Source organism: Micromonospora sp. CA-240977 (assembly GCF_050942285.1).
Classification (GTDB): Bacteria; Actinomycetota; Actinomycetes; order Mycobacteriales; family Micromonosporaceae; genus Micromonospora.
Window position 1 is genome coordinate 3444004 of record NZ_CP192055.1, and the last position, 17863, is coordinate 3461866.

At 71.7% G+C, this 17863-nt stretch carries 20 protein-coding genes; 16 read left to right on the plus strand and 4 right to left on the minus strand.

Annotated elements, in window-relative coordinates; translation table 11 throughout:
- Nucleotides 1-168: 168 nt before the first annotated feature.
- From ACQPWW_RS15755 to ACQPWW_RS15770, 4 genes are all read left to right on the plus strand, one after another.
- Entirely contained in the window at nt 169-480 is a 312-nt protein-coding gene (locus tag ACQPWW_RS15755) for a MazG-like family protein (RefSeq protein WP_433133418.1), read from the plus strand.
- A gap of 627 nt (nt 481-1107) precedes the next feature.
- A complete protein-coding gene (locus tag ACQPWW_RS15760) occupies nt 1108-1668 on the plus strand; it encodes a hypothetical protein (protein ID WP_433133420.1) in 561 nt (186 codons plus the stop codon).
- A 638-nt stretch (nt 1669-2306) separates the two neighbouring features.
- Entirely contained in the window at nt 2307-3281 is a 975-nt protein-coding gene (locus ACQPWW_RS15765; protein ID WP_433133422.1) for a pirin family protein, read from the plus strand.
- A gap of 94 nt (nt 3282-3375) precedes the next feature.
- Nucleotides 3376-4044 (plus strand): hypothetical protein, encoded by a 669-nt coding sequence (locus tag ACQPWW_RS15770; RefSeq protein ID WP_433133424.1) that lies wholly within the window; start codon nt 3376-3378, stop codon nt 4042-4044.
- Nucleotides 4045-4298: 254 nt separating this feature from the next.
- On the opposite strand, the gene ACQPWW_RS15775 is transcribed toward ACQPWW_RS15770, so the two are convergent.
- Nucleotides 4299-4967, minus strand: a complete 669-nt coding sequence (locus tag ACQPWW_RS15775; RefSeq protein ID WP_433133426.1) for a DUF1345 domain-containing protein — start codon at nt 4965-4967, stop codon at nt 4299-4301.
- Between the two features lie 42 nt (nt 4968-5009).
- Nucleotides 5010-5282: a DUF2795 domain-containing protein gene (locus ACQPWW_RS15780; protein WP_328654669.1), complete on the minus strand. Its 273-nt coding sequence runs from the start codon at nt 5280-5282 to the stop codon at nt 5010-5012.
- A gap of 157 nt (nt 5283-5439) precedes the next feature.
- Here ACQPWW_RS15780 and ACQPWW_RS15785 point away from each other — a divergent pair, with 157 nt between their 5' ends.
- The 5 genes from ACQPWW_RS15785 (at nt 5440) to ACQPWW_RS15805 (ending at nt 8882) form a co-directional block, all read left to right on the plus strand.
- The gene (locus ACQPWW_RS15785; RefSeq protein ID WP_433133429.1) at nt 5440-5850 is read left to right on the plus strand and encodes a DUF2267 domain-containing protein; all 411 of its coding nucleotides are present in this window, start codon (nt 5440-5442) and stop codon (nt 5848-5850) included.
- Nucleotides 5851-6080: 230 nt separating this feature from the next.
- On the plus strand, nt 6081-7106 hold the full coding sequence (locus ACQPWW_RS15790; protein WP_433133431.1) for a TerC/Alx family metal homeostasis membrane protein: 1026 nt from the start codon (nt 6081-6083) through the stop codon (nt 7104-7106).
- 75 nt (nt 7107-7181) lie between these two features.
- Nucleotides 7182-7781, plus strand: coding sequence for a sulfite oxidase-like oxidoreductase (locus ACQPWW_RS15795; protein WP_433133433.1), 600 nt, complete (start codon nt 7182-7184; stop codon nt 7779-7781).
- Nucleotides 7782-7788: 7 nt separating this feature from the next.
- The gene (locus tag ACQPWW_RS15800) at nt 7789-8553 is read left to right on the plus strand and encodes a ferredoxin reductase (protein WP_433134367.1); all 765 of its coding nucleotides are present in this window, start codon (nt 7789-7791) and stop codon (nt 8551-8553) included.
- Nucleotides 8554-8588: 35 nt separating this feature from the next.
- Entirely contained in the window at nt 8589-8882 is a 294-nt protein-coding gene (locus ACQPWW_RS15805; protein ID WP_433133435.1) for a DUF6510 family protein, read from the plus strand.
- 18 nt (nt 8883-8900) lie between these two features.
- Here the strand turns inward: ACQPWW_RS15805 and ACQPWW_RS15810 are convergent, their stop codons facing one another.
- Nucleotides 8901-9134 (minus strand): hypothetical protein, encoded by a 234-nt coding sequence (locus ACQPWW_RS15810; RefSeq protein WP_433133437.1) that lies wholly within the window; start codon nt 9132-9134, stop codon nt 8901-8903.
- Between the two features lie 47 nt (nt 9135-9181).
- Here ACQPWW_RS15810 and ACQPWW_RS15815 point away from each other — a divergent pair, with 47 nt between their 5' ends.
- Nucleotides 9182-9370, plus strand: coding sequence for a TetR-like C-terminal domain-containing protein (locus ACQPWW_RS15815; RefSeq protein WP_433133439.1), 189 nt, complete (start codon nt 9182-9184; stop codon nt 9368-9370).
- 124 nt (nt 9371-9494) lie between these two features.
- Here the strand turns inward: ACQPWW_RS15815 and ACQPWW_RS15820 are convergent, their stop codons facing one another.
- Nucleotides 9495-9605 carry an SDR family oxidoreductase gene (locus ACQPWW_RS15820; protein ID WP_433133441.1) on the minus strand — a complete coding sequence of 37 codons (111 nt, stop codon included), beginning with the start codon at nt 9603-9605 and terminating at the stop codon, nt 9495-9497.
- Between the two features lie 249 nt (nt 9606-9854).
- Here ACQPWW_RS15820 and ACQPWW_RS15825 point away from each other — a divergent pair, with 249 nt between their 5' ends.
- The 6 genes from ACQPWW_RS15825 to ACQPWW_RS15850 all read left to right on the plus strand — a co-directional run bounded on the left by ACQPWW_RS15825 (nt 9855) and on the right by ACQPWW_RS15850 (nt 17861).
- On the plus strand, nt 9855-10580 hold the full coding sequence (locus ACQPWW_RS15825) for a VOC family protein (RefSeq protein WP_433133443.1): 726 nt from the start codon (nt 9855-9857) through the stop codon (nt 10578-10580).
- 90 nt (nt 10581-10670) lie between these two features.
- Nucleotides 10671-11237: a GNAT family N-acetyltransferase gene (locus tag ACQPWW_RS15830; protein ID WP_433133445.1), complete on the plus strand. Its 567-nt coding sequence runs from the start codon at nt 10671-10673 to the stop codon at nt 11235-11237.
- 87 nt (nt 11238-11324) lie between these two features.
- Nucleotides 11325-13004 carry a trypsin-like peptidase domain-containing protein gene (locus tag ACQPWW_RS15835; RefSeq protein WP_433133447.1) on the plus strand — a complete coding sequence of 560 codons (1680 nt, stop codon included), beginning with the start codon at nt 11325-11327 and terminating at the stop codon, nt 13002-13004.
- Nucleotides 13001-15280, plus strand: a complete 2280-nt coding sequence (locus ACQPWW_RS15840; protein ID WP_433133449.1) for a tetratricopeptide repeat protein — start codon at nt 13001-13003, stop codon at nt 15278-15280. Before ACQPWW_RS15835 ends, ACQPWW_RS15840 begins: the two co-directional genes overlap by 4 nt.
- 41 nt (nt 15281-15321) lie before the next feature.
- Entirely contained in the window at nt 15322-16737 is a 1416-nt protein-coding gene (locus ACQPWW_RS15845; protein ID WP_433133451.1) for a vWA domain-containing protein, read from the plus strand.
- A gap of 74 nt (nt 16738-16811) precedes the next feature.
- Nucleotides 16812-17861 carry a hypothetical protein gene (locus ACQPWW_RS15850; RefSeq protein ID WP_433133453.1) on the plus strand — a complete coding sequence of 350 codons (1050 nt, stop codon included), beginning with the start codon at nt 16812-16814 and terminating at the stop codon, nt 17859-17861.
- Nucleotides 17862-17863 lie beyond the last annotated feature (2 nt).

Below are 17863 nucleotides of genomic sequence, written 5' to 3' on the forward strand. Positions count from 1 at the left end.
ACGGTTGCCTACCGGCCGGTAGCGTCCTGAACCTAGGACCGCCGTCGATGAGTGTCAATGGCTGCGCTGATCGGCTGGTCAACCGTCGCTGGCCAGGTGCTCCCGGTCGGACCAGGCGGGCGCACCCGGTTGCCGGCGGGGGTGGGCCGGTCGGGTTGACTGGTCGGCGTGGACGAGTTGATCTGGGAGGCGGCCCGGGCGTCGCGCAACTGGCTGGACACGGCGAATGGCACCGGGCAGACCGAACTGACCTGCCGCATCCTCAAGCTGACCGAGGAGGCGGGGGAGGCATCGGCCGCCTGGATCGGTCTGCTCGGGCAGAATCCTCGCAAAGGTGTCACCCACACCCGCGAGGACGTCGCGGCGGAGTTGGCGGACGTCGCCTTCACGGCGTTGGTGGCCATCGAGAGCCTGGGCCTGGACGCGCAGACCGTCCTGGACGCCTGCGCCGCGAAGGTGCGCTCCCGCCTAAGCGCCTGAGTGCCTGTGCGCCTGAGTGCCTGTGCGCCTGCCCGCCTGCCCGCCTGTGTGCCTGAGGTCGCCGCCCGCCCGGGTTGTCTGGGCCGCGTGCCGGGTTTGCGGCGTTTGACCGGTGACCGGGTGCACCCGTGGGTCGGAATGATGGCTGGGCCGGGGTCGTTACATACCCTGACGATCGCAGCACCACCGGCTCGCCGCCCCGCCCGACGGGGTTGGAATGCGGGTCGCGGTCCGGTCGTTACAGTCCCCACGAACGACCACCCGGTCACCGCTTCCGCGAGGGTGCCGGTGGATGGGCCGCCCCTGGAATGACCCCGGCCCGCCGGTCGTTACACCTGGACCCGGCACCACAAGCCCCCGCTCACCGGCCGCCGAACCAGGCACCGGAACCCACCGCTCGCCGACCTGGTACAAGCCCACCGCTTGTAGGTCGCCGACCCTGGCGCGAGCCCCCCGCTTGTGAGGTCGCCGCAATGCCGGGCGTCGTGAGCCTTCCGGCTTACCAGTCGCCCACCCCTCCAGACTTTGCCCCTGTTTTGTGCAGCGCCGGACGAGGTGCTCACACCCGTGCCGCCGGCCCCGCCGGTCAGTGGTTTGGGTGTTCCTACCCCCGAAGGAGCTACCCCCATGAACACGATCATGCGTAAGAGTGTCCTGTCTGTTGCGGGTCTCGCGTTCGCCGGTGGTGTGTTCGCCGGTCCGATCGCCGCCCACGCCAACCCGGTCGACACCAAGCCCGTCGCGGCCACGGTGCAGAGCACCGCACCGAAGCCGCAGGGTGAGCAGTCTCGGATTCCCCTGAACGGTGAGCAGACGGCCAACGTCAAGGCGATCATCGCCGCGACGAAGAAGGCCGGCCTGCCCGAGCGGGCCGCGGTGATCTCGATCGCGACGAGTCTGCAGGAGTCGAAGTTGGAGAACCTGGGTCATCTGGGTGACAGCAACGACCACGACTCGTTGGGCCTGTTCCAGCAGCGCCCGAGCTCGGGTTGGGGTACTCCGGAGCAGATCACTGACCCGGCTTACTCGACGACGGCGTTCCTCAAGGGCCTCAAGCAGGTCGACGGTTGGCAGGACATGCCGTTGACCGAGGCCGCGCAGACCGTGCAGGTGTCTGCCTACCCGGACGCGTACGCCCAGTGGGAGCAGCAGGCCACCGACCTGGTCGGCCAGTACTGGAACAGCTGACCCCCACCGGCTGAACACCGACCGCTGGCCGGCACCCCACACCCCGGGGTGCCGGCCAGCGGCATTCGCGGCTGCGGCGATGGGTTGCGGGGGACGCGACGCGTCGTCGGGCACCGGTACCCCGGCGTGCCACGGCGGTTGGTCGGAGATCTTGGACAGTTTCCGTCAGCGGCTAACGGAAACTGTCCAAGATCTATGCCGGGCAGCGGGTGGCAGTGCGTCATTGGCGCCGAGTGATGCGGTCGGCCGGTGGGTGCGTACCTGCCGGCGCGGTGACCGGCGACGTGGCGACGACACGGCGGCAGGCAGCGGCACCGACAGTCAGCCGGATGGTGATCCCGAGGGCATCCGCTCGGTCGCGGGTTCGCGGACCGCATGGACCGTGGGGATGCGCGGAGTGCGCGGAGCGCGGGGACCGCGGGGACCACGGACCACGGACCGCGGAGCCCGGGGACCGCACGGAGCGCTGGGAGACGGGAGGGCCCCGGGTGCGGTGCTCGGCACCCCCGGATGAGGGACCGCTTCGCCGAAGCGGATCCACCTCGACCGGTGTCGGGCCGGAACAGGCGTCCGGCTCTCGGTGCGCCTTGACCAGGAAGCGCCGCGGCGGCTCGTGGGCGTGGGCGTACAGTCGGGCGGTGGAGCGTACCGAATCAATGCTGGCGCAGACCCGGCCACCTGGCGTGGCCGACGTGGATCCCGGCAGTGTGTTGTTGCCCGGCCACGACGTGCCGTTGGGTCGGTACACCACGGTGCGGAGGCTGTTGCCGCAGCGGGTTCGCCGGATGGTCGGCGCGTGGTGTTTCGTTGACCATTTCGGCCCGGACGATGTGGCGCAGCGGCCTGGCATGGAGGTGCCGCCGCACCCGCACACCGGCCTGCAGACGGTGACGTGGCTGCTCGACGGTGAGATCCTGCACCGCGACAGCCTCGGCAACGTCCAGCCGATCCGGCCCGGTCAACTGAACGTGATGACCTCCGGGAACGGCATCGCCCACTCGGAGCGGTCGCCGGCTGTCCACCCGCCGGTGATGCACGGCGTGCAGCTCTGGGTGGCACTGCCGGACCCGGCGCGGGCCGGGGCTGCCGACTTCGCGCACCACGCCGACCTGCCGCGCTGGCGCGACGGCGCTCTGGATTTCACCCTGCTGGTCGGCGAGTTCGCCGGGCGGCGGTCACCGGCGGTGGTGCACACCCCGCTGGTCGGTGTGCAGGTGGAGCTGAGCGGCGAGGCGCCGACGACGCTGGCGCTGCGGCCCGACTTCGAGTACGCCCTGCTGGCGATGTCCGGCGCCGCCGAGGCCGCCGAGGTGGGGTTCGAGCCGGGGGAGTTGCTCTACCTGGGCTCGGGTCGCCGCGAGCTGACCGTGCGCGGCGGGGCCGGGGCCCGGTTGTTGCTGCTGGGCGGTGCGCCATTCGAGGAGCCGTTGGTGATGTGGTGGAACTTCGTCGGCCGTTCGCACGAGGAGATCGCCGCCGCCCGGGAGGACTGGATGGCTGGCAGTGGACGTTTCGGCGTGGTCGCCGACGATTCGGCGCCTCCGCTGCCGGCGCCCGCCCTGCCCACCACCCGCCTCAAGGCCCGTGACCGCACCGGCGGCCTGCACGGCTGAGGCCCGCGACCGCACCGGCGGCCTGCTCGGCTGACGCCGTGGCGGAGCGGACGGGTGCCGGGTGTGACCGACGGTCGCGCGGGTAGTCGCCCACATGCCGACCACTCTGATCACACCCGTCTCGGACCGGAAGCGCCTGGCGCGCCGCCTTGCCGGCAGCGGGCGGGGCTTCGCCGAGCAGTACGGCTTCCGGGTGACGAACAACCCCGCGAGCCTGTTCCAGGTGCTCTACCTGGCGGTGTTGCTGGCCCGTCGGGGTGACTTCCGCCGGGCGTTGGACGGAACGCGGGCGTTGCGCGACGAGGGGTGGGACAGCGCCGCCCGGCTGGCCCGGTCCCTGCACGAGGATCGGGTCCGGGTGCTGCGCGCCAGTGGTCAGCGCGGTGACGTGGACGCGTTGGCCGCCGTGTTGGGTGACCTGGCCCGCACTGTGGTGGAGCGGTACCGGGGTGATCTGCGCCGCCTGCGGGCGGTGGGGCGGCACGACCCGGTCCGGGAGCGCGCGCTTCTTGCCGAGCTTCCGGGCGTGGACGGTCAGGTCGTCGAGTTGTTCCTCCGCGAGGCGCAGGCGTTGTGGCGGGAGGTGGCCCCGGTCGCGGACCGCCGGGCGTTGGCCGCGGCCCGTCGGCTCGGGCTGGGCCGGTCGGCGGACGACCTGGCCGGCCTTGCCGGCGGCGAGTCGGAGCAGTTGGCTTGGCTGGTGGGGGCGTTGGCCCGGGTCGACCTGGAGCACCGGTACGCGGAGCTGACAGGTCGACAGTGACGTGCCCTGGCCCACACTTGGTCAAAATCTGACCAAACGGAGGATGTTCTGTCGTATGGTTGGTCCCGGCAGTGGTGACCGCTCGGTTCGGGTGGGCATCCACCGCCTGGTGACCGCGGCCGGTTCGGACGCGGCTCACCGCCTGGGCAGGCTTGCGTGGCGCCCTGGGTCGCGGTTCGTGACCAGGGGCGCCCGCCTGTCCCGGCCCTTCGTTCCGCTCCGCCCCGTGCCGTCCCCGGGGCCAGTGCACCCCCTCAGCGGGCCAGACCGGCCAACAGGTTCACGGTCACGGCGATGATGAAGGCGCCGAACAGGTACGACACCATCGAGTGCCGGAGCACGGTGCGACGCATCTCGTTGCTCGTCAGGTTGGTGTCGGAGACCTGGAACGTCGTCCCGATGGTGAACGCGACGTACGCGAAGTCGGAGTAGCACGGCGGCTCGGGTTGGTTGAAGTTCACCCCGCCGTCGGGGCCCGTGTAGTAGATCCGGGCGTACCGGGCGGCGAACACGGTGTGCACCACGAACCAGGAGAGCACCACGCTGAGCACGCCGAGGGCGCCGTGCGCCTCCCGGCCCAGTCCGGGCGGCGCGCTCTGGGCGCTGGCCACCACCAGGCCCACGGCCAGCAGGCTGGCCAGGCAGGCGACGAGCAGCAGCGCGTCGCGGGTCGCCCGGTTCGGGTCCTCGTGTACGGCCAGCCGGGCGGTCCGCTCGGCGTCCATCGGCCAGAGCTTGTGCCAGACCAGGGCGAGCCAGCTCAGCGCGCCCACGTCCCAGCCGGCGAGCGCGGCCAGCGGTACCGGCAGCAGCAGCGCGAAGAGCAAGCCGGCGATGACGCCGACCACCGCCACCACGGCGAGTTGCACCGCGGCCGGGAAGCCCAGGTCGGGCGGTCGGGATGCTGGGCCGGTGTGGGTCACCGGCGACGCCCCGGGGCCGGAGCCGTGGCCGCCACCGCGGGGTCAGATGCCGCGCAGATGCTGCGAGACCCGGTTGTGCGTCTTGTCCCGGGCCTGCTCGGCGCGCTGCGCGGGACCGACCTCGGGCGCGGCCTCGATGCCGGCCGACCGGGCCACCTCGGTGCCGTTGGCGTAGTCCACCGGCGGCAGGGCCCGCAACGCCTTCAGCACGTCCGGCGGGGCGCCCTCGCGTTCGGCCTCGCGGACCACGTCGTCCTTCTCGGCCGGGTAGTCCAGGCTCGACAGGTACTGCAGGACGTCGGCGTAGCTCGCCATGGCGTGGGCTCCCTCGGGGCATCGATGCGGTCACGACCGGCGGCGGTTACCCACCCGCCGGCCGGTCACGCCCGCCCGGCGGAGGAAACCCGGCGCCGTTTCCACAGCGCCGCCGCGGGTACCCGCAGGCGCCGACGCGAGCCCGAGGGAGTACGCGATGAACTACGACACCTTCATCGACCAGGTTTCCCAACGCACCTCGACGTCCTCGACGCAGGCTGTCGAGTTGACCAGGGCTGTTCTGGAGACGTTCGCCGAGCGGCTGACCGGTGGCGAGGTCCTGGACCTGGCCGCCCAGTTGCCGCAGCCGCTGCAACTGGTGCTCAAGCCGAGCCCGAGCACCGAGCAGGCGGACCGGTTCGGGGCGGCGGAGTTCGTCGCCCGGGTGGCGCTGCGCGGGGGAGTGCAGGAGCCGGCCGCCCGGGACGCCGCACGGGCGGTCTTCACCACCCTGCGGGAGGCGATCACCGGTGGTGAGTTCGACGATGTCGTCACCCAACTGCCGCGTGACTATCGGGGCCTGGTGGAGCAGGCGATGGCGCCGGGGGCGACGCTGCGCCGTGGCTGACCGCCGACGGTGACGCGGGTTGTTTCCGGGCGCGCACAGCGGTTGATCAGGGCAACCATCGATGTCCCGCTTGGCGCGGGGATTCAGCCTGGCCTAACCTTGTCGTGCGAGGGGAGTACTTCCCACGAACCATTCCGGTCAGTACGGCGCGCCCGGCGTGCCTCGGGTGGTTGCCCATCAGGTGATGGGTGAAGGAGACCTCGAACATGACGGTGTTCGAGGAGACCCCAATGAGCGAAGTGTCGTACCTGTCCGCCGCCAGCGACCTGTCGTCGGTGGGCACGCCCACGCTGTGGGCGGTGACCATCATCGGTGTGCTCCTGCTGTTGGTGTTGGACTTCCTGGTCACGCGCCGCCCGCACGAGGTGTCCATGCGGGAGGCCATCGGCTGGTCGGCGTTCTACATCGCCCTGCCGCTGGCGTTCGGCGGCTGGCTCTGGTCCCGCTACGGCTCCCAGCAGGGCGTGGAGTACCTGACCGGTTACCTGGTGGAGAAGTCGCTCTCGGTCGACAACCTCTTCGTCTTCATGCTGCTGCTTGCCGCGTTCGCGGTGCCGGCGGTGCTCGCCCAGCGGGTGCTGCTCTACGGCATCGCCGGCGCGCTGGTGCTGCGGGCCGTCTTCATCGCCCTCGGCGCGGCGGCCCTGCAGACCCTCGACTTCGCCTTCCTGCTCTTCGCGATCATCCTCATCGCCACGGCGGTGAAGCTGCTGCGGGACGCCATGTCCGGGCACCAGCAGGAGGTCGACATCAACAAGATGCGGTCGGTCCGGCTGCTGCGCAAGGTCATGCCGGTGGTCGACGAGTACCACGGCACCCGGATGACCGTCCGGCAGGGCGCGAAGCGGGCACTCACCCCGTTCGCGCTGGTGGTGGTCGCGGTGCTGGCCACCGACATCGTCTTCGCTGTCGACTCGGTGCCGGCGGTCTACGGCATCACCGAGGACCCGTACCTGGTCTTCGCCACCAACGCGTTCGCCCTGCTCGGCCTGCGGGCGCTCTACTTCGTCCTGCACGCGGCGCTGAGCCGGCTGGTGCACCTCAGCTACGGCCTGGCCGTCATCCTTGCGTTCATCGGCCTGAAGCTGGGTCTGCACTGGGCGCACGGCATCTGGGACAGCGTGCCGCAGATCCCCACCCTGGCCTCGCTCGGCGTGATCATCGGTGTGCTGGTGGTGGTCACCGTGACCAGCCTGCGCGCCACCCGTGGTGGCGACGTGCCCGAGGACCGCCAGGTCGTCACCGAGCGGCACTGACCGCGCCGCGCCGGGACGACCGGGAGGTACGGCGGAAAGCTCCCGGCGGACCGGCGCGGGTGGTACGACTGTGCCATGGGAATCGTGTCACCGGGCTTTCAGGGTCGACCCCGAACGCAGGAGCCGGCCCTGCCACCCGGCCAGTACCTGACCGAGGACTTCCCGGTGCTCTCGGCCGGCCCGACGCCCCGGGTGTCGCTGGACACCTGGGAGTTCGTCATCGCCGCCGAGAACGGCAGCGAACACCGGTGGTCGTGGCAGGAGTTGATGGCCCTGCCGCAGGAGACACCGATGGTGGACATCCACTGCGTCACCAGGTGGTCCAAGCTCGGCACCACCTGGCAGGGCGTCTCGCTGGACACGCTGCTCGAGGGCGTCGACACTGGCGCGCACTTCGCGCTCGCGCACTCCTACGGCGGGTACACCACCAACCTGCCGCTTGACGACCTGCGTGGCGGCCAGGCCTGGGTGGCGCACACCTTCGACGGCGCGCCGCTGCCCGCCGAGCACGGCGGGCCGGCCCGGCTGCTGGTGCCGCACCTGTACTTCTGGAAGTCCGCCAAGTGGGTGCGCGGCCTCCGGCTCAAGACGATGGACGAGCCGGGGTTCTGGGAGACCGCCGGCTACCACGACTACGGCGACCCGTGGCGCGAACAGCGGTACCAGGGTGACTGAGCGCGCCGTGGCGACGGGCAGTCCGCCCCGGACGGCCAACCGGTGGCAGGTCGGCCGGTTGGTGGAGCGCCGCGTGGAGACACCGAGCGCGCAGACCCTGGTCCTGGAGGTGCCGGACTGGCCGGGGCACCTGCCGGGGCAGCACGTCGACCTGCGGCTGACCGCCCCGGACGGCTACCAGGCGGCCCGGTCGTACTCGATCGCCGGGCCCGTCGTGGACGGCCCGGGCGGACCGCGCATCGAGGTGACCGTCCAGCGGGTACACGACGGCGAGGTGTCCCCGTACCTCATCGATGTCTTCGGCGGTGGCGACCCGGTGGAAATCCGCGGACCGCTCGGTGGCTGGTTCATCTGGCGGCCCGAGGAGGCCGCGCCGGTGCAGCTGGTCGCCGGCGGCTCCGGCATCGTGCCGCTGATGGCGATGATCCGGGCCCGGCGGGCGGCCGGCAGCAAGGCCCCGTTCCGGCTGATCTACTCGGTGCGCACCCCGGGCGACGTGATCTACGCCGACGAGCTGCGCCGCCGGGTCCGTGACGACTTCGGCCTGGACATCGCGTACGTCTACACCCGCGAGGCGCCCGAGGGCTGGCGCGGCGAGCCGCACCGGATCGGGCTGGCCGACGTCAACACGCACGGCTGGCCCCCGGACCTGGAACCGCTCACCTACGTCTGCGGTCCGACGGCGTTCGTGGAGACGGTGGCCGACCTACTGGTGGGGCTGGGCCATCCGTCGCGGCGGGTCAAGACCGAACGCTTCGGCCCCACCGGCTGACCGCCCACCCGCTCCCGTACCGCCGAGGAGATCCGATGACCGAGATGTCGTACCTGGACGGCAACATGCTCGACGGTCCGATGCGTGAGCTGTTCACCGTCGACCTGAGCGCCGCGATGGGCCGTTGCGAAAACTGCGGGACGACCGGCTCGATGGCCAGCCTGCACGTCTACTCGCACGCCCCGGGCCTCGTCGCCCGCTGCCCCTCCTGTGAGGCGGTGATGCTGCGACTGGTCCGCGGCCCGGACCGGGCCTGGCTGGACCTGCGCGGCACCACGTTCCTCCAGGTGCCGATGCCGATGCAGCAGACGTTCCCCGGCCCGCTCTGACGGATCGTCCCGGCCGGGTCAGGGGCCGGCGACGGTCCTGATCGCGCGTACCGCCTCGGCGACTCCACCCGACCAGGGCGTGCCGTGGCCCGGCAGCACCCACGACGCCTGAACGCCTTCGAGGCGGTGCAGCGACGCCAGCGCCTGGTGGGGATCGTCGGTGAAGGGCGCGGGTTGCGGGCCCCGTTGCCCGGTCAGCACATGCCGGGTGGTCAGGGCGTCGCCGACGAAGACGGCGTCGGCGATCGGCACGTGGATGGCGATGCTGCCCGGTGAGTGACCGGGGAGGCTGATGACGCGTGGCGGTGTTGCGGGTAGCCGGGAACCTCGCCGGGGAGGCGCACGCCCTGGACGCCGCGCGCACGCTCACCGCGTGGGCGAACGGGTTCATCAGCATGGAGTTGGCCGGCGCCTTCAAGCTGGGCGGCGACATCGACAAGGCGTACGAGTTCGGCATCGCCCGTCTCGCCGACGCGCTCGCCGGATGAGCACCGGCCGTTGGCGCGGTACGCCGCATCGCCCGTGATCCACTCGGTTTCGTTGATCTCGGGGTGTCCAGACGGCCTGGTTGGCCCCACGTCAAGGAAACCGAGTGGATCGACGCGGGATCGATCAGACCTGGTTCGCGCCACCGTCGACGAAGATCTCGCCGCCGGTGATGAAGCTGCTCTCGTCGGAGGCCAGGAACAGCGCGGCGTTCGCGATCTCCTCCGGCTGGCCCATTCGTCACCGAGGGCCACGCCGTCCACGCCGCGGCCGGAGCGCCGCGCGGCAAACTGGAACAGTCGGCCGAGATCGCCCTGCTCGCCTTCACCGCCGCGGCCTATCCCGTCCGCTGAGCGCGCGCTCGGCGTCGCGTGGCAGCGGCCTGCCGCCGCACCGGAAAACTCGGGTGCGGGTGACCAGGCCCACCCCTAGGCTTCCGCTTCAACGGCCGGCGCGGTGTCCGGTCGGAGGGGAGATGGTGACGCGATGACCGCACACCTGTTCGCGATCAGTTTCGACGCGCGTGAGCCGCTGCGACTCGCGCGGTTCTGGGCCGGGCTCCTCGGCCGGGAGATCGTCGACGATCCACACGACGGCGTCCTGCTGCTGCCCATCGGCGACCCCGACTTCCGGATCCACTTCGCCCCGTACCAGCAGCCCAAGGTCGTCCAGAACCGGATGCACTTCGACCTGACGAGCAGCTCGCTGGAGGACCAGCAGCGGTCGGTGGCCAGGGCGCTGGAACTCGGCGGACGACACATCGACATCGGCCAGGACCCGACGGACGATCACGTGGTGCTCGCCGACCCCGAGGGCAACGAGTTCGACGTGATCGGGCCGGGCAACAACTTCCTCGCCGACACCGGGCCGATCGGCGCCCTCGCCTGCGACGGATCGCCGAAGGTCGGCTACTTCTGGAGCGCGGCGCTGGGGTGGCCGCTGGTCTGGGACCAGGACGAGGAGACCGCGATCCAGTCACCGCGCGGCGGTACGAAGATCTCCTGGGGTGGTCCGCCGTACATGCCGAACGGGGGCCGGGACCGGGTCCGACTCGACATCACTCCGGGCGTCGGCGTCGACCGGCCGGCGGAGATCGACCGTCTGCTGTCGCTCGGCGCGACCGTCGTCGACGCCGATCCCGGCGATGCCGGTGGGCGGGTGTTGATGGCTGACCCGGACGGCGGCGAGTTCTCGCTCCGGACGCCCCGCTAGCGCGGGCCGGAGCCACCGCCGGATGCAGCCGGTGCGCCGGGTCGGGGTGGGTTGGACAAAAGGGGCACCGGTCGGTCAGAGTGGTCGGCCGTGAGATACCTGCGAACCGGTGGTCCCGCCGCGATCCGGCGGCCCCGGCCCACCGACGTCGACGAGTTCGTCGCCGCCGCGCGGCGCAGTCGGGACCTGCACCACCCGTGGTTGGTCGCGCCGGCCAGCCCCGAGGAGTACGACAGCTACCTGCGGCGGATCCGCCGCCGGGACAGTGCCGGTTACCTGATCTGTGACCGGGCCAGCGGCGAGATCGCCGGCTACGTGAACATCAGCGGCATCGTGCTCGGCGCGCTGCGGGGTGGTTACCTGGGATACGCCGCGTTCCAGCCGTACAGCGGAACCGGGCACGCGTCGGCGGGTGTCGCGTTGGTGATCGACCACGCGTTCCGCACTGTCGGGTTGCACCGGTTGGAGGCGAACATCCAACCGGATAACGAGCCGTCCCGCCGGGTCGCCCGCAAGCTCGGTTTCCGGCTGGAGGGCTTCTCCCGGGACTACCTGTTCATCGACGGCGCCTGGCGCGACCACGAACGCTGGGCGATCACCGCGCCGAGCGAGCCCGCGGGGTCTCCGGACGGCAGTGAGGTCCCGTCGCATGAGTGACAGTAATAGCCCATAAAACGTCCGAAAGCGGCCATAAGCAGTGACGACGGTCAACATATATGATCGGGTTCGATTACCCTCAGCAAGGTGATCGTCAGCCTCGGCACTGAGCCATGGCCGGTCCGTCTCCGTGACCAGCACGGCGGGGTCCTGGGCGCCGGGATGGCGCTGGACGACCGCCACGTCCTGACCTGCGCCCACGTCGTCGCCGCGGCCGGCGACCCGAGCCATGCCGGTGCCGAGCCGACGTGGACGGTCCTGGCCGACCTGGTCGGCCAACCGGGCGACCCGACGGTCCCGGCCCAGGTCGTAGCCGGCTGCTGGTGGCCACCCACCAGCGACGGGCGGGACGACATCGCGCTGCTGGAGCTGGCCGCACCCGCGCCGCACGGCCCGTTCGCGCCACTGCGCCGCATGCGGGGCACCTGGGACCGCCGCGTCGTCATGTACGGCTTTCCCGAGACCGTGGTGCACGGCGTCTACGTCGAGGCCCGGCTCACCGGCCGCTCCGGAGCGGGACGGGAACGCGTCGAGATGATCTCGGCGACCACCGGACCCCAGGTCAGCCCCGGCTTCAGCGGCTCGGCGGTGGTCGACGCGCAGACCGGGCACGTCGTCGGGATGGTGGTCAGCACGTACCGCGATGGCGGCCGCAACCAGGACGTGGCCGGCGGCGCCGACCCGGGCAGCGGCCTGTCGTGGATGATCCCGGTCGAGACGATCCTGGGCCGCCTCCCGCGGCTGCGCGCCCAGGTGCCCGGCGAATCCTCCGTCGACCCGAGCTTCCGGTCGGCCGAGGACACTCCGGCGAACCAGGGGGTCCTCCGCCAGCTCGCGGACTTCTTCGGCCGCCTCTCCTCGGACAACGTGCTGGTCATCGTCGTCGACCACCGTGAGTCGGACGTCGCGGCGGCGGTGCGGCAGGCCGCCGTGCTCTCCAGCCGGGAGCTGCGGCCATCGATCGACCCGGAGACGATCCCGGACGCTCCGCCGATCGGCAGCATCGACCTCGCGGTGGACGCGACGGACCGGAGCACGAAGGACGTGTCCCGGCGGATCGCCGACTGGGCCGGCCAGGCGGACGCCGCGAGCACGGCGCCGGGCCACGACCGGGCCGCCGACACGGCGCCGCGCTCGATCATCATCAACAACATCGACGAGGCCGCCGAGCCCGAGACTCTGCTGTCCGAGGTGGTGCTTCCGCTGGTCGGCGAGGCGCCCACCCGGGACCTGCGAATGCTGCTGACCTTCCGCGGCGAGTCGATCCCGCTGCGCACCACGCTGCTGGCGAGTCGCGTCGCCAGCCTCCAGGCCACCGAGGAGGCCACCCGCCGGGCGTACCGCAGCGCGGCCGCCGTGGTCGCCGACGTGCCCCGACTCCAGCCCAGGGCGACCGAGTTGCGCATCCAGCTGACCAAGCTGCGGGCCGCTGCCGCCACCACCGACGGCGACACGCTGGCCGCGCTGCTCGCCTCGACCGAGCGGGCCACCGACCGGGCGCTCAGTAACGCCGAGTCGGTCCGGCGGGAGATCGTGGCCCGGGAGGATCTGTGGTCCGAGCTGCACGGCCGGTTGGGCGCCTATCGCGCGATGGCCGTGCAGCACCGGCTCGCCGAGGACCCCGCGCTCGGCACCTCCTACCGCCGCGCGTACGACCTGCTGCTGACCGCGCCGTGCGATCTGGTGGCCGCCGAGGCGGCGGTACGCCGGTACACCGAGGCGGTCTCCCATCACGTTGACGGCCGGCGCGGAGGAGACGGGTCGTGACCACACCCTGCGACTGGCCAGGCTGCGCCGGAGCCGTCGACGAGACCGGTTTCTGTGACCTCTGCGGCCTGGCGCCACTCGCCACCGGCAGCGCCACGCCGGCAACGACCCCGTCCCGGACGACCGCTCGGGACATCTGGACGGTGGCCAGTCTCGTCTCCCTACCGGTGCTGACCTTCTCGCCCGACGGCACGAGCACGCCGCCGTTGCGGGTGCCCGACGAGTTCCGCTTCTGCCCCAAGGGGCACCCCGTCGGTCGGAGCCGGGGCGGGCGACCGGGTCGGGACAAGGGCTTCTGCCCCTACTGCCCGACCCCGACACCGTTCAACTTCCTTCCCGGCCTGCAACCCCACGACCTTGTCGCCGACCGGTACGAGGTGGTCCGCTGCGTGGCCCGTGGCGGCCAGGGCTGGGTCTACCTCGCCCACGACACCCACAACGACCACGTCGACGTCGCGCTGAAGGGTGTGCTGCACGCCGCCGACGAGGCCTCCCTCCAGGCAGCGGTCGAGGAGCGACGGTTCCTCAACGTGCTGGACCACCCGAACATCGTCCGGAGCATCGACTTCGCCACCCACGACGACCCGGTCGCCGGCCCCACCGGCTACATCGTGATGGACTACCTCGACGGCATGTCGCTGCGCAGGTTGCAGGTCGCCGCGAAGGATCCGCGCCGGCCCGATGTCTCGCTGCCGATCGACCACATCCTCGCCTACGGTCACGAGATCCTCGCCGCGCTCGACTACCTGCACGCGCGTGGGTTGCTCTACACCGACATGAAGCCCGACAACGTGATGCGCACCGCCGACCGGATCAAGGTGATCGACCTGGGCGGGGTCCGCAGGGCCGACAGCGGGTTCGAGGGAATCGTCCACTCCGTCGACTTCTCGGTCAGCAGGACCGAATACCAGACCCGGGGGCCGACCGAACGTTCCGACCTGTTCGCCCTCGGCCGCACGCTGGAGGAGCTGTACCGGTCCCGCACACCGGGCCCGGACACCCCGGGCGCGGCCCCGGACGCCCTCGGCATCGAGTCGTTCAACCGGCTCGTCGCCCGGGCGGTCCGCCCGGACTGGGACCGGCGGTTCGCCTCCGCCGCCGAGATGTCCGAGCAACTCCTCGGGGTGTTGCGGGAGATCCTGGCGGGCCAGCCGGAGCGGCGCCAACCCGAACCGATCTCGCTCTTCCAGCCCGCCGCGCAGCTGCTGGACGCGGGCCTGGGTCTGGCCCTGCCGCTTGTCACCTGGATCGGCGCGGGCGACGGCACGCTCCTGGACGACGGCCGGCCCGCCGCCGTCGACGTGGCCCTCGGCCTGCCGGTGCCCCGACCCGACCCGGACGACCCGGCCGTCGGCGTGCTCCGCACCGTCGACGCGTCGGACGCCCAGGCGCTGCTGGGTGAGCTGTCGATGGTCGAGCAGACGTCGGTCGAGGTCGAGCTGAGCAGGTGCCGGGCGCACCTCGCGCTGGGCGATCCCGACTCGGCCGCCGCGGCGCTGGCCAGCGCCGAGACGTCGACCGGCACCCGCGCCGACGTCGACTGGCGGATCGCCTGGCACCGCGGGTTGCTCGCGCTCGCCGCCGACCGGATCGACGAGGCGGGGCAGCAGTTCGACGCGGTCTACAGCGACATCCCGGGAGAGGTCGCCCCGAAGCTCGCGCTCGGCTACTGCGCCGAGCGTGCCGGCGACCACGGGTCGGCGGCCCGCTACTACGCGGCCGTCTGGCTGCGCGACCCGTTCCAGGCCAGCGCCGCGTTCGGGCTGGCCCGGCTCCGCCTGGCGGCGACCGACCGGGCCGGGGCGGTCGCCGTCCTCGACGAGGTTCCGGCGCTGTCCCGGCACCACGACGCGGCGCGGGTCGCCGCGGTGCGGGTGCTGTCGTCCCGGTTGCCCGGCGGCCCACCCACCGCCGGTGAGCTCAACCACGCCGTCCACCGGCTGGCCGCGCTGAACATCGACGGCGAGTCGCGGGACCGGCTGACCACGGCGATCCGGGAGATGGCGCTCGACCTGACCCACGCCGGCGACGCCGCCGACCTGGTTGGCGGCCCGGTGCTCGGCGCACCGCCGACCGAACGCGCCATCCGGGAGTTGCTGGAGAGGTCCTATCGGTCGCTGGGCCAGCAGGCGCAACACGCCGACCTGCCCGACCCGGTGGCGGCGCGCCCGGGCCGCTTCCGGCGGGTTGGCCGCACCAACGACACTGCGCGCCGCGCCGCCCACGACGTACTCGTCGACCGGGCGAACGCCGTCCGACCCCGCACCCGATGGTGACCGACCGACCCGGAACGGAGCGTGAACCGGTGGATACCGCGATGCAGTTCGCCTTGGAAGTCAACCAGAACAAGTTTCTGCCAGTGGGCGGCCAGGACATGCACGCGGTCCTTTCGGTGACCGGACCGGAGACGGCGGCTGCGGACGACACGCCAGCCCGAACGGATCCGTCCCGGCTGGTCGAGGTGCTGGTGATCGACTGTTCGGGCTCGATGGCCGACCCACCGACCAAGATGGCCGCCGCGCAGCAGGCCGCCGCCGCGGCCATCACCGTGTTGCCGGACGGTGTCCGGTTCGCGGTGATCCAGGGGACCCACGAGGCCACTGTGGTCTACCCGGCGACCCGGACGCTCGCGACCGCCTCACCGGCCACCCGCAAAGAGGCGGGCGCCGCGGTCGCCCGCCTGAGCGCCAGCGGCGGGACGGCGATGGGCGGTTGGCTCGCGGCCGCCCGGGACCTGCTCCCGTCCTCCGCGTCGACGATCAACCACGTGCTGCTGCTCACCGACGGCATCAACGAGCACGAGACCGAGGAGGAGTTGGCGCGCGTCCTGCGCAGCTGCGCAGGACGGTTCGTCTGCGACCCGCGCGGCATCGGCGAGGGTTGGCACCCCGCGGACCTGCTCCGGATCGCCGCCGCGCTGCACGGCACCGCCGAGGCGGTACGGCGGCCCGGCGACCTGGCCGCCAGCTTCCGGGAGTCCGTTCTCGCCGCGCTGACCAAGCTCCTGCCGGACGTCCGGATCCGGCTGCGGACCATGCCGTACGCCCAGCTGGTCTTCTTCAAACAGAGCAGCCCCACCATCCAGGACCTCACCGGGTACGCCGGCGCTGTCGACGAGCGGACCTGGGAGTTCGCCACCGGCTCGTGGGGCGCCGAGCGCCGGGACTTCCACCTCTGCCTGCGGGTCGAGGCGCCCGACGACATCCTGGAGCAGGACCGGTTGGCCGCCCGGGTCGACCTGGTGGTCGACGGGGAGGTGCGGGCCGCCGCCGCTACCGTCCTCGTGAACTGGACTGTGGACATGGCCAAGTCGGCCCGGATCGATCTCAGTGTCTCCCAGGTGACCGGGCAGGAGGACGTCCGGCAGGCCATCAACGCCGGCTGCGACGCGTACGACCGGGGTGACCGGGTCGAGGCACACGCGCAGTGGGCCCAGGCGGTGACGCTGGCAACCGCGGCACGGGACGAGGCCGCCCTGGCGCAGCTGAGGCACCTGGTGGACATCGAGCCCGGCGGAATCGTCCGGCTCAGGGAAAATCTCAGCCAGACCGACATCAAGGTCAGCATCGTCGGCTCGGTGCGCAACCCGACGCACCCACCGGTGCCACGGGGGCCGGCGGTCGCGGAGAAGATCTGCGGCGCCTGTCTGGAGAGTTCGCCGGCCGGCTCGGAGATCTGCGAGAACTGTGGCACGCCGTTCACTGACGATCCGACGGCGAGCGTGCGGGCATGACGGTGGACGCGCGTACACCGCCGTGGGTCAGCACCACCCGGCAGACCCTTGTCGGTCTGCGCGGGTGGCTGCTTGTGGTCACCGCGATCACCCTGGTGACCAGTCTGGCGGTTTTCCTCGGCGTCGCCGGCAACGCCGACGTCGCCAGGGAGCGGTCGGTGCCGGCGATCCTCGCCAGTTACGACGCGCAGGAAGCGCTGCGCAACGCGCACCTTGCGGCGGTGGACAACCTCAGCCGCGGTGGTGTCGTCCTCGGTGGCCCCGGGGTGGATTACCAGCGCCAGATCGCCGCCGCCGGCCAGTACCTCACCCTGGTGGCGGAGAACAACGCGGCCGGCGACGAGGGCACCCAGGACATCCAGACGATCGAGGCGCTGCTTGTCACGTACACCGGGCTCATCGGCCAGGCCGACGCGCGCTTCCGGGACGCCGATCTGGGTGCGCTCGGGGTGGCCGCGCTCCGGGACGCGGCGAGCCTGTTGGACGACATCCTGGTCCGGCTCGAGATGCTGCGGGGCAAGCAACTGCTCGCCCTGGACGACCAGGTGGACAACCCGTGGACGAACAAGCTGACTGCGGTCGTCTGGTTACTGCCGCTGGTCGTGCTCGGCGTGTTGTTGGTGCGGACGCAGGCTTATCTGACCCGCCGGTTCCGCCGGACGGTGAACGCGCCCCTGCTGCTGGCCACGGCCGCGGTGGTGGGGATGATGGCCCTCACCGCGCTGAGCCTCCTGTCGGCGGACAAGTTGGACGAGGCCCGTGCGGGAGTCCATGGTGTTGACGACAGCAGAAAGCGGCAGCTCACGGACGTGGGATCCCTTGCCGCTTACGGCCTCGCAGGTCAGGTGGAGTCGCAGTGTGGAGATGCCTGCGCCGACACTCTTGCTGAGCTTCGCAGCCCGTTTCCGTCCCCGTCCCCGTCTTCGACGCTGGGGTCGGTCGCGACCGACTCCGCCGTCGAAGACAAAGCCGAAGTCGCGGCCGATGACGCCATCACGAACGATGCCGATGCCGCGGCCAACAGCCGCTTCGGTGAAATCCTGCTGCCCGTGCTCGCGCTCGTCATCGCGGTGCTGGTCTTCCTGGGCTTCCAGCCCCGCCTGGCGGAATATGGAAAGCGGTGAAC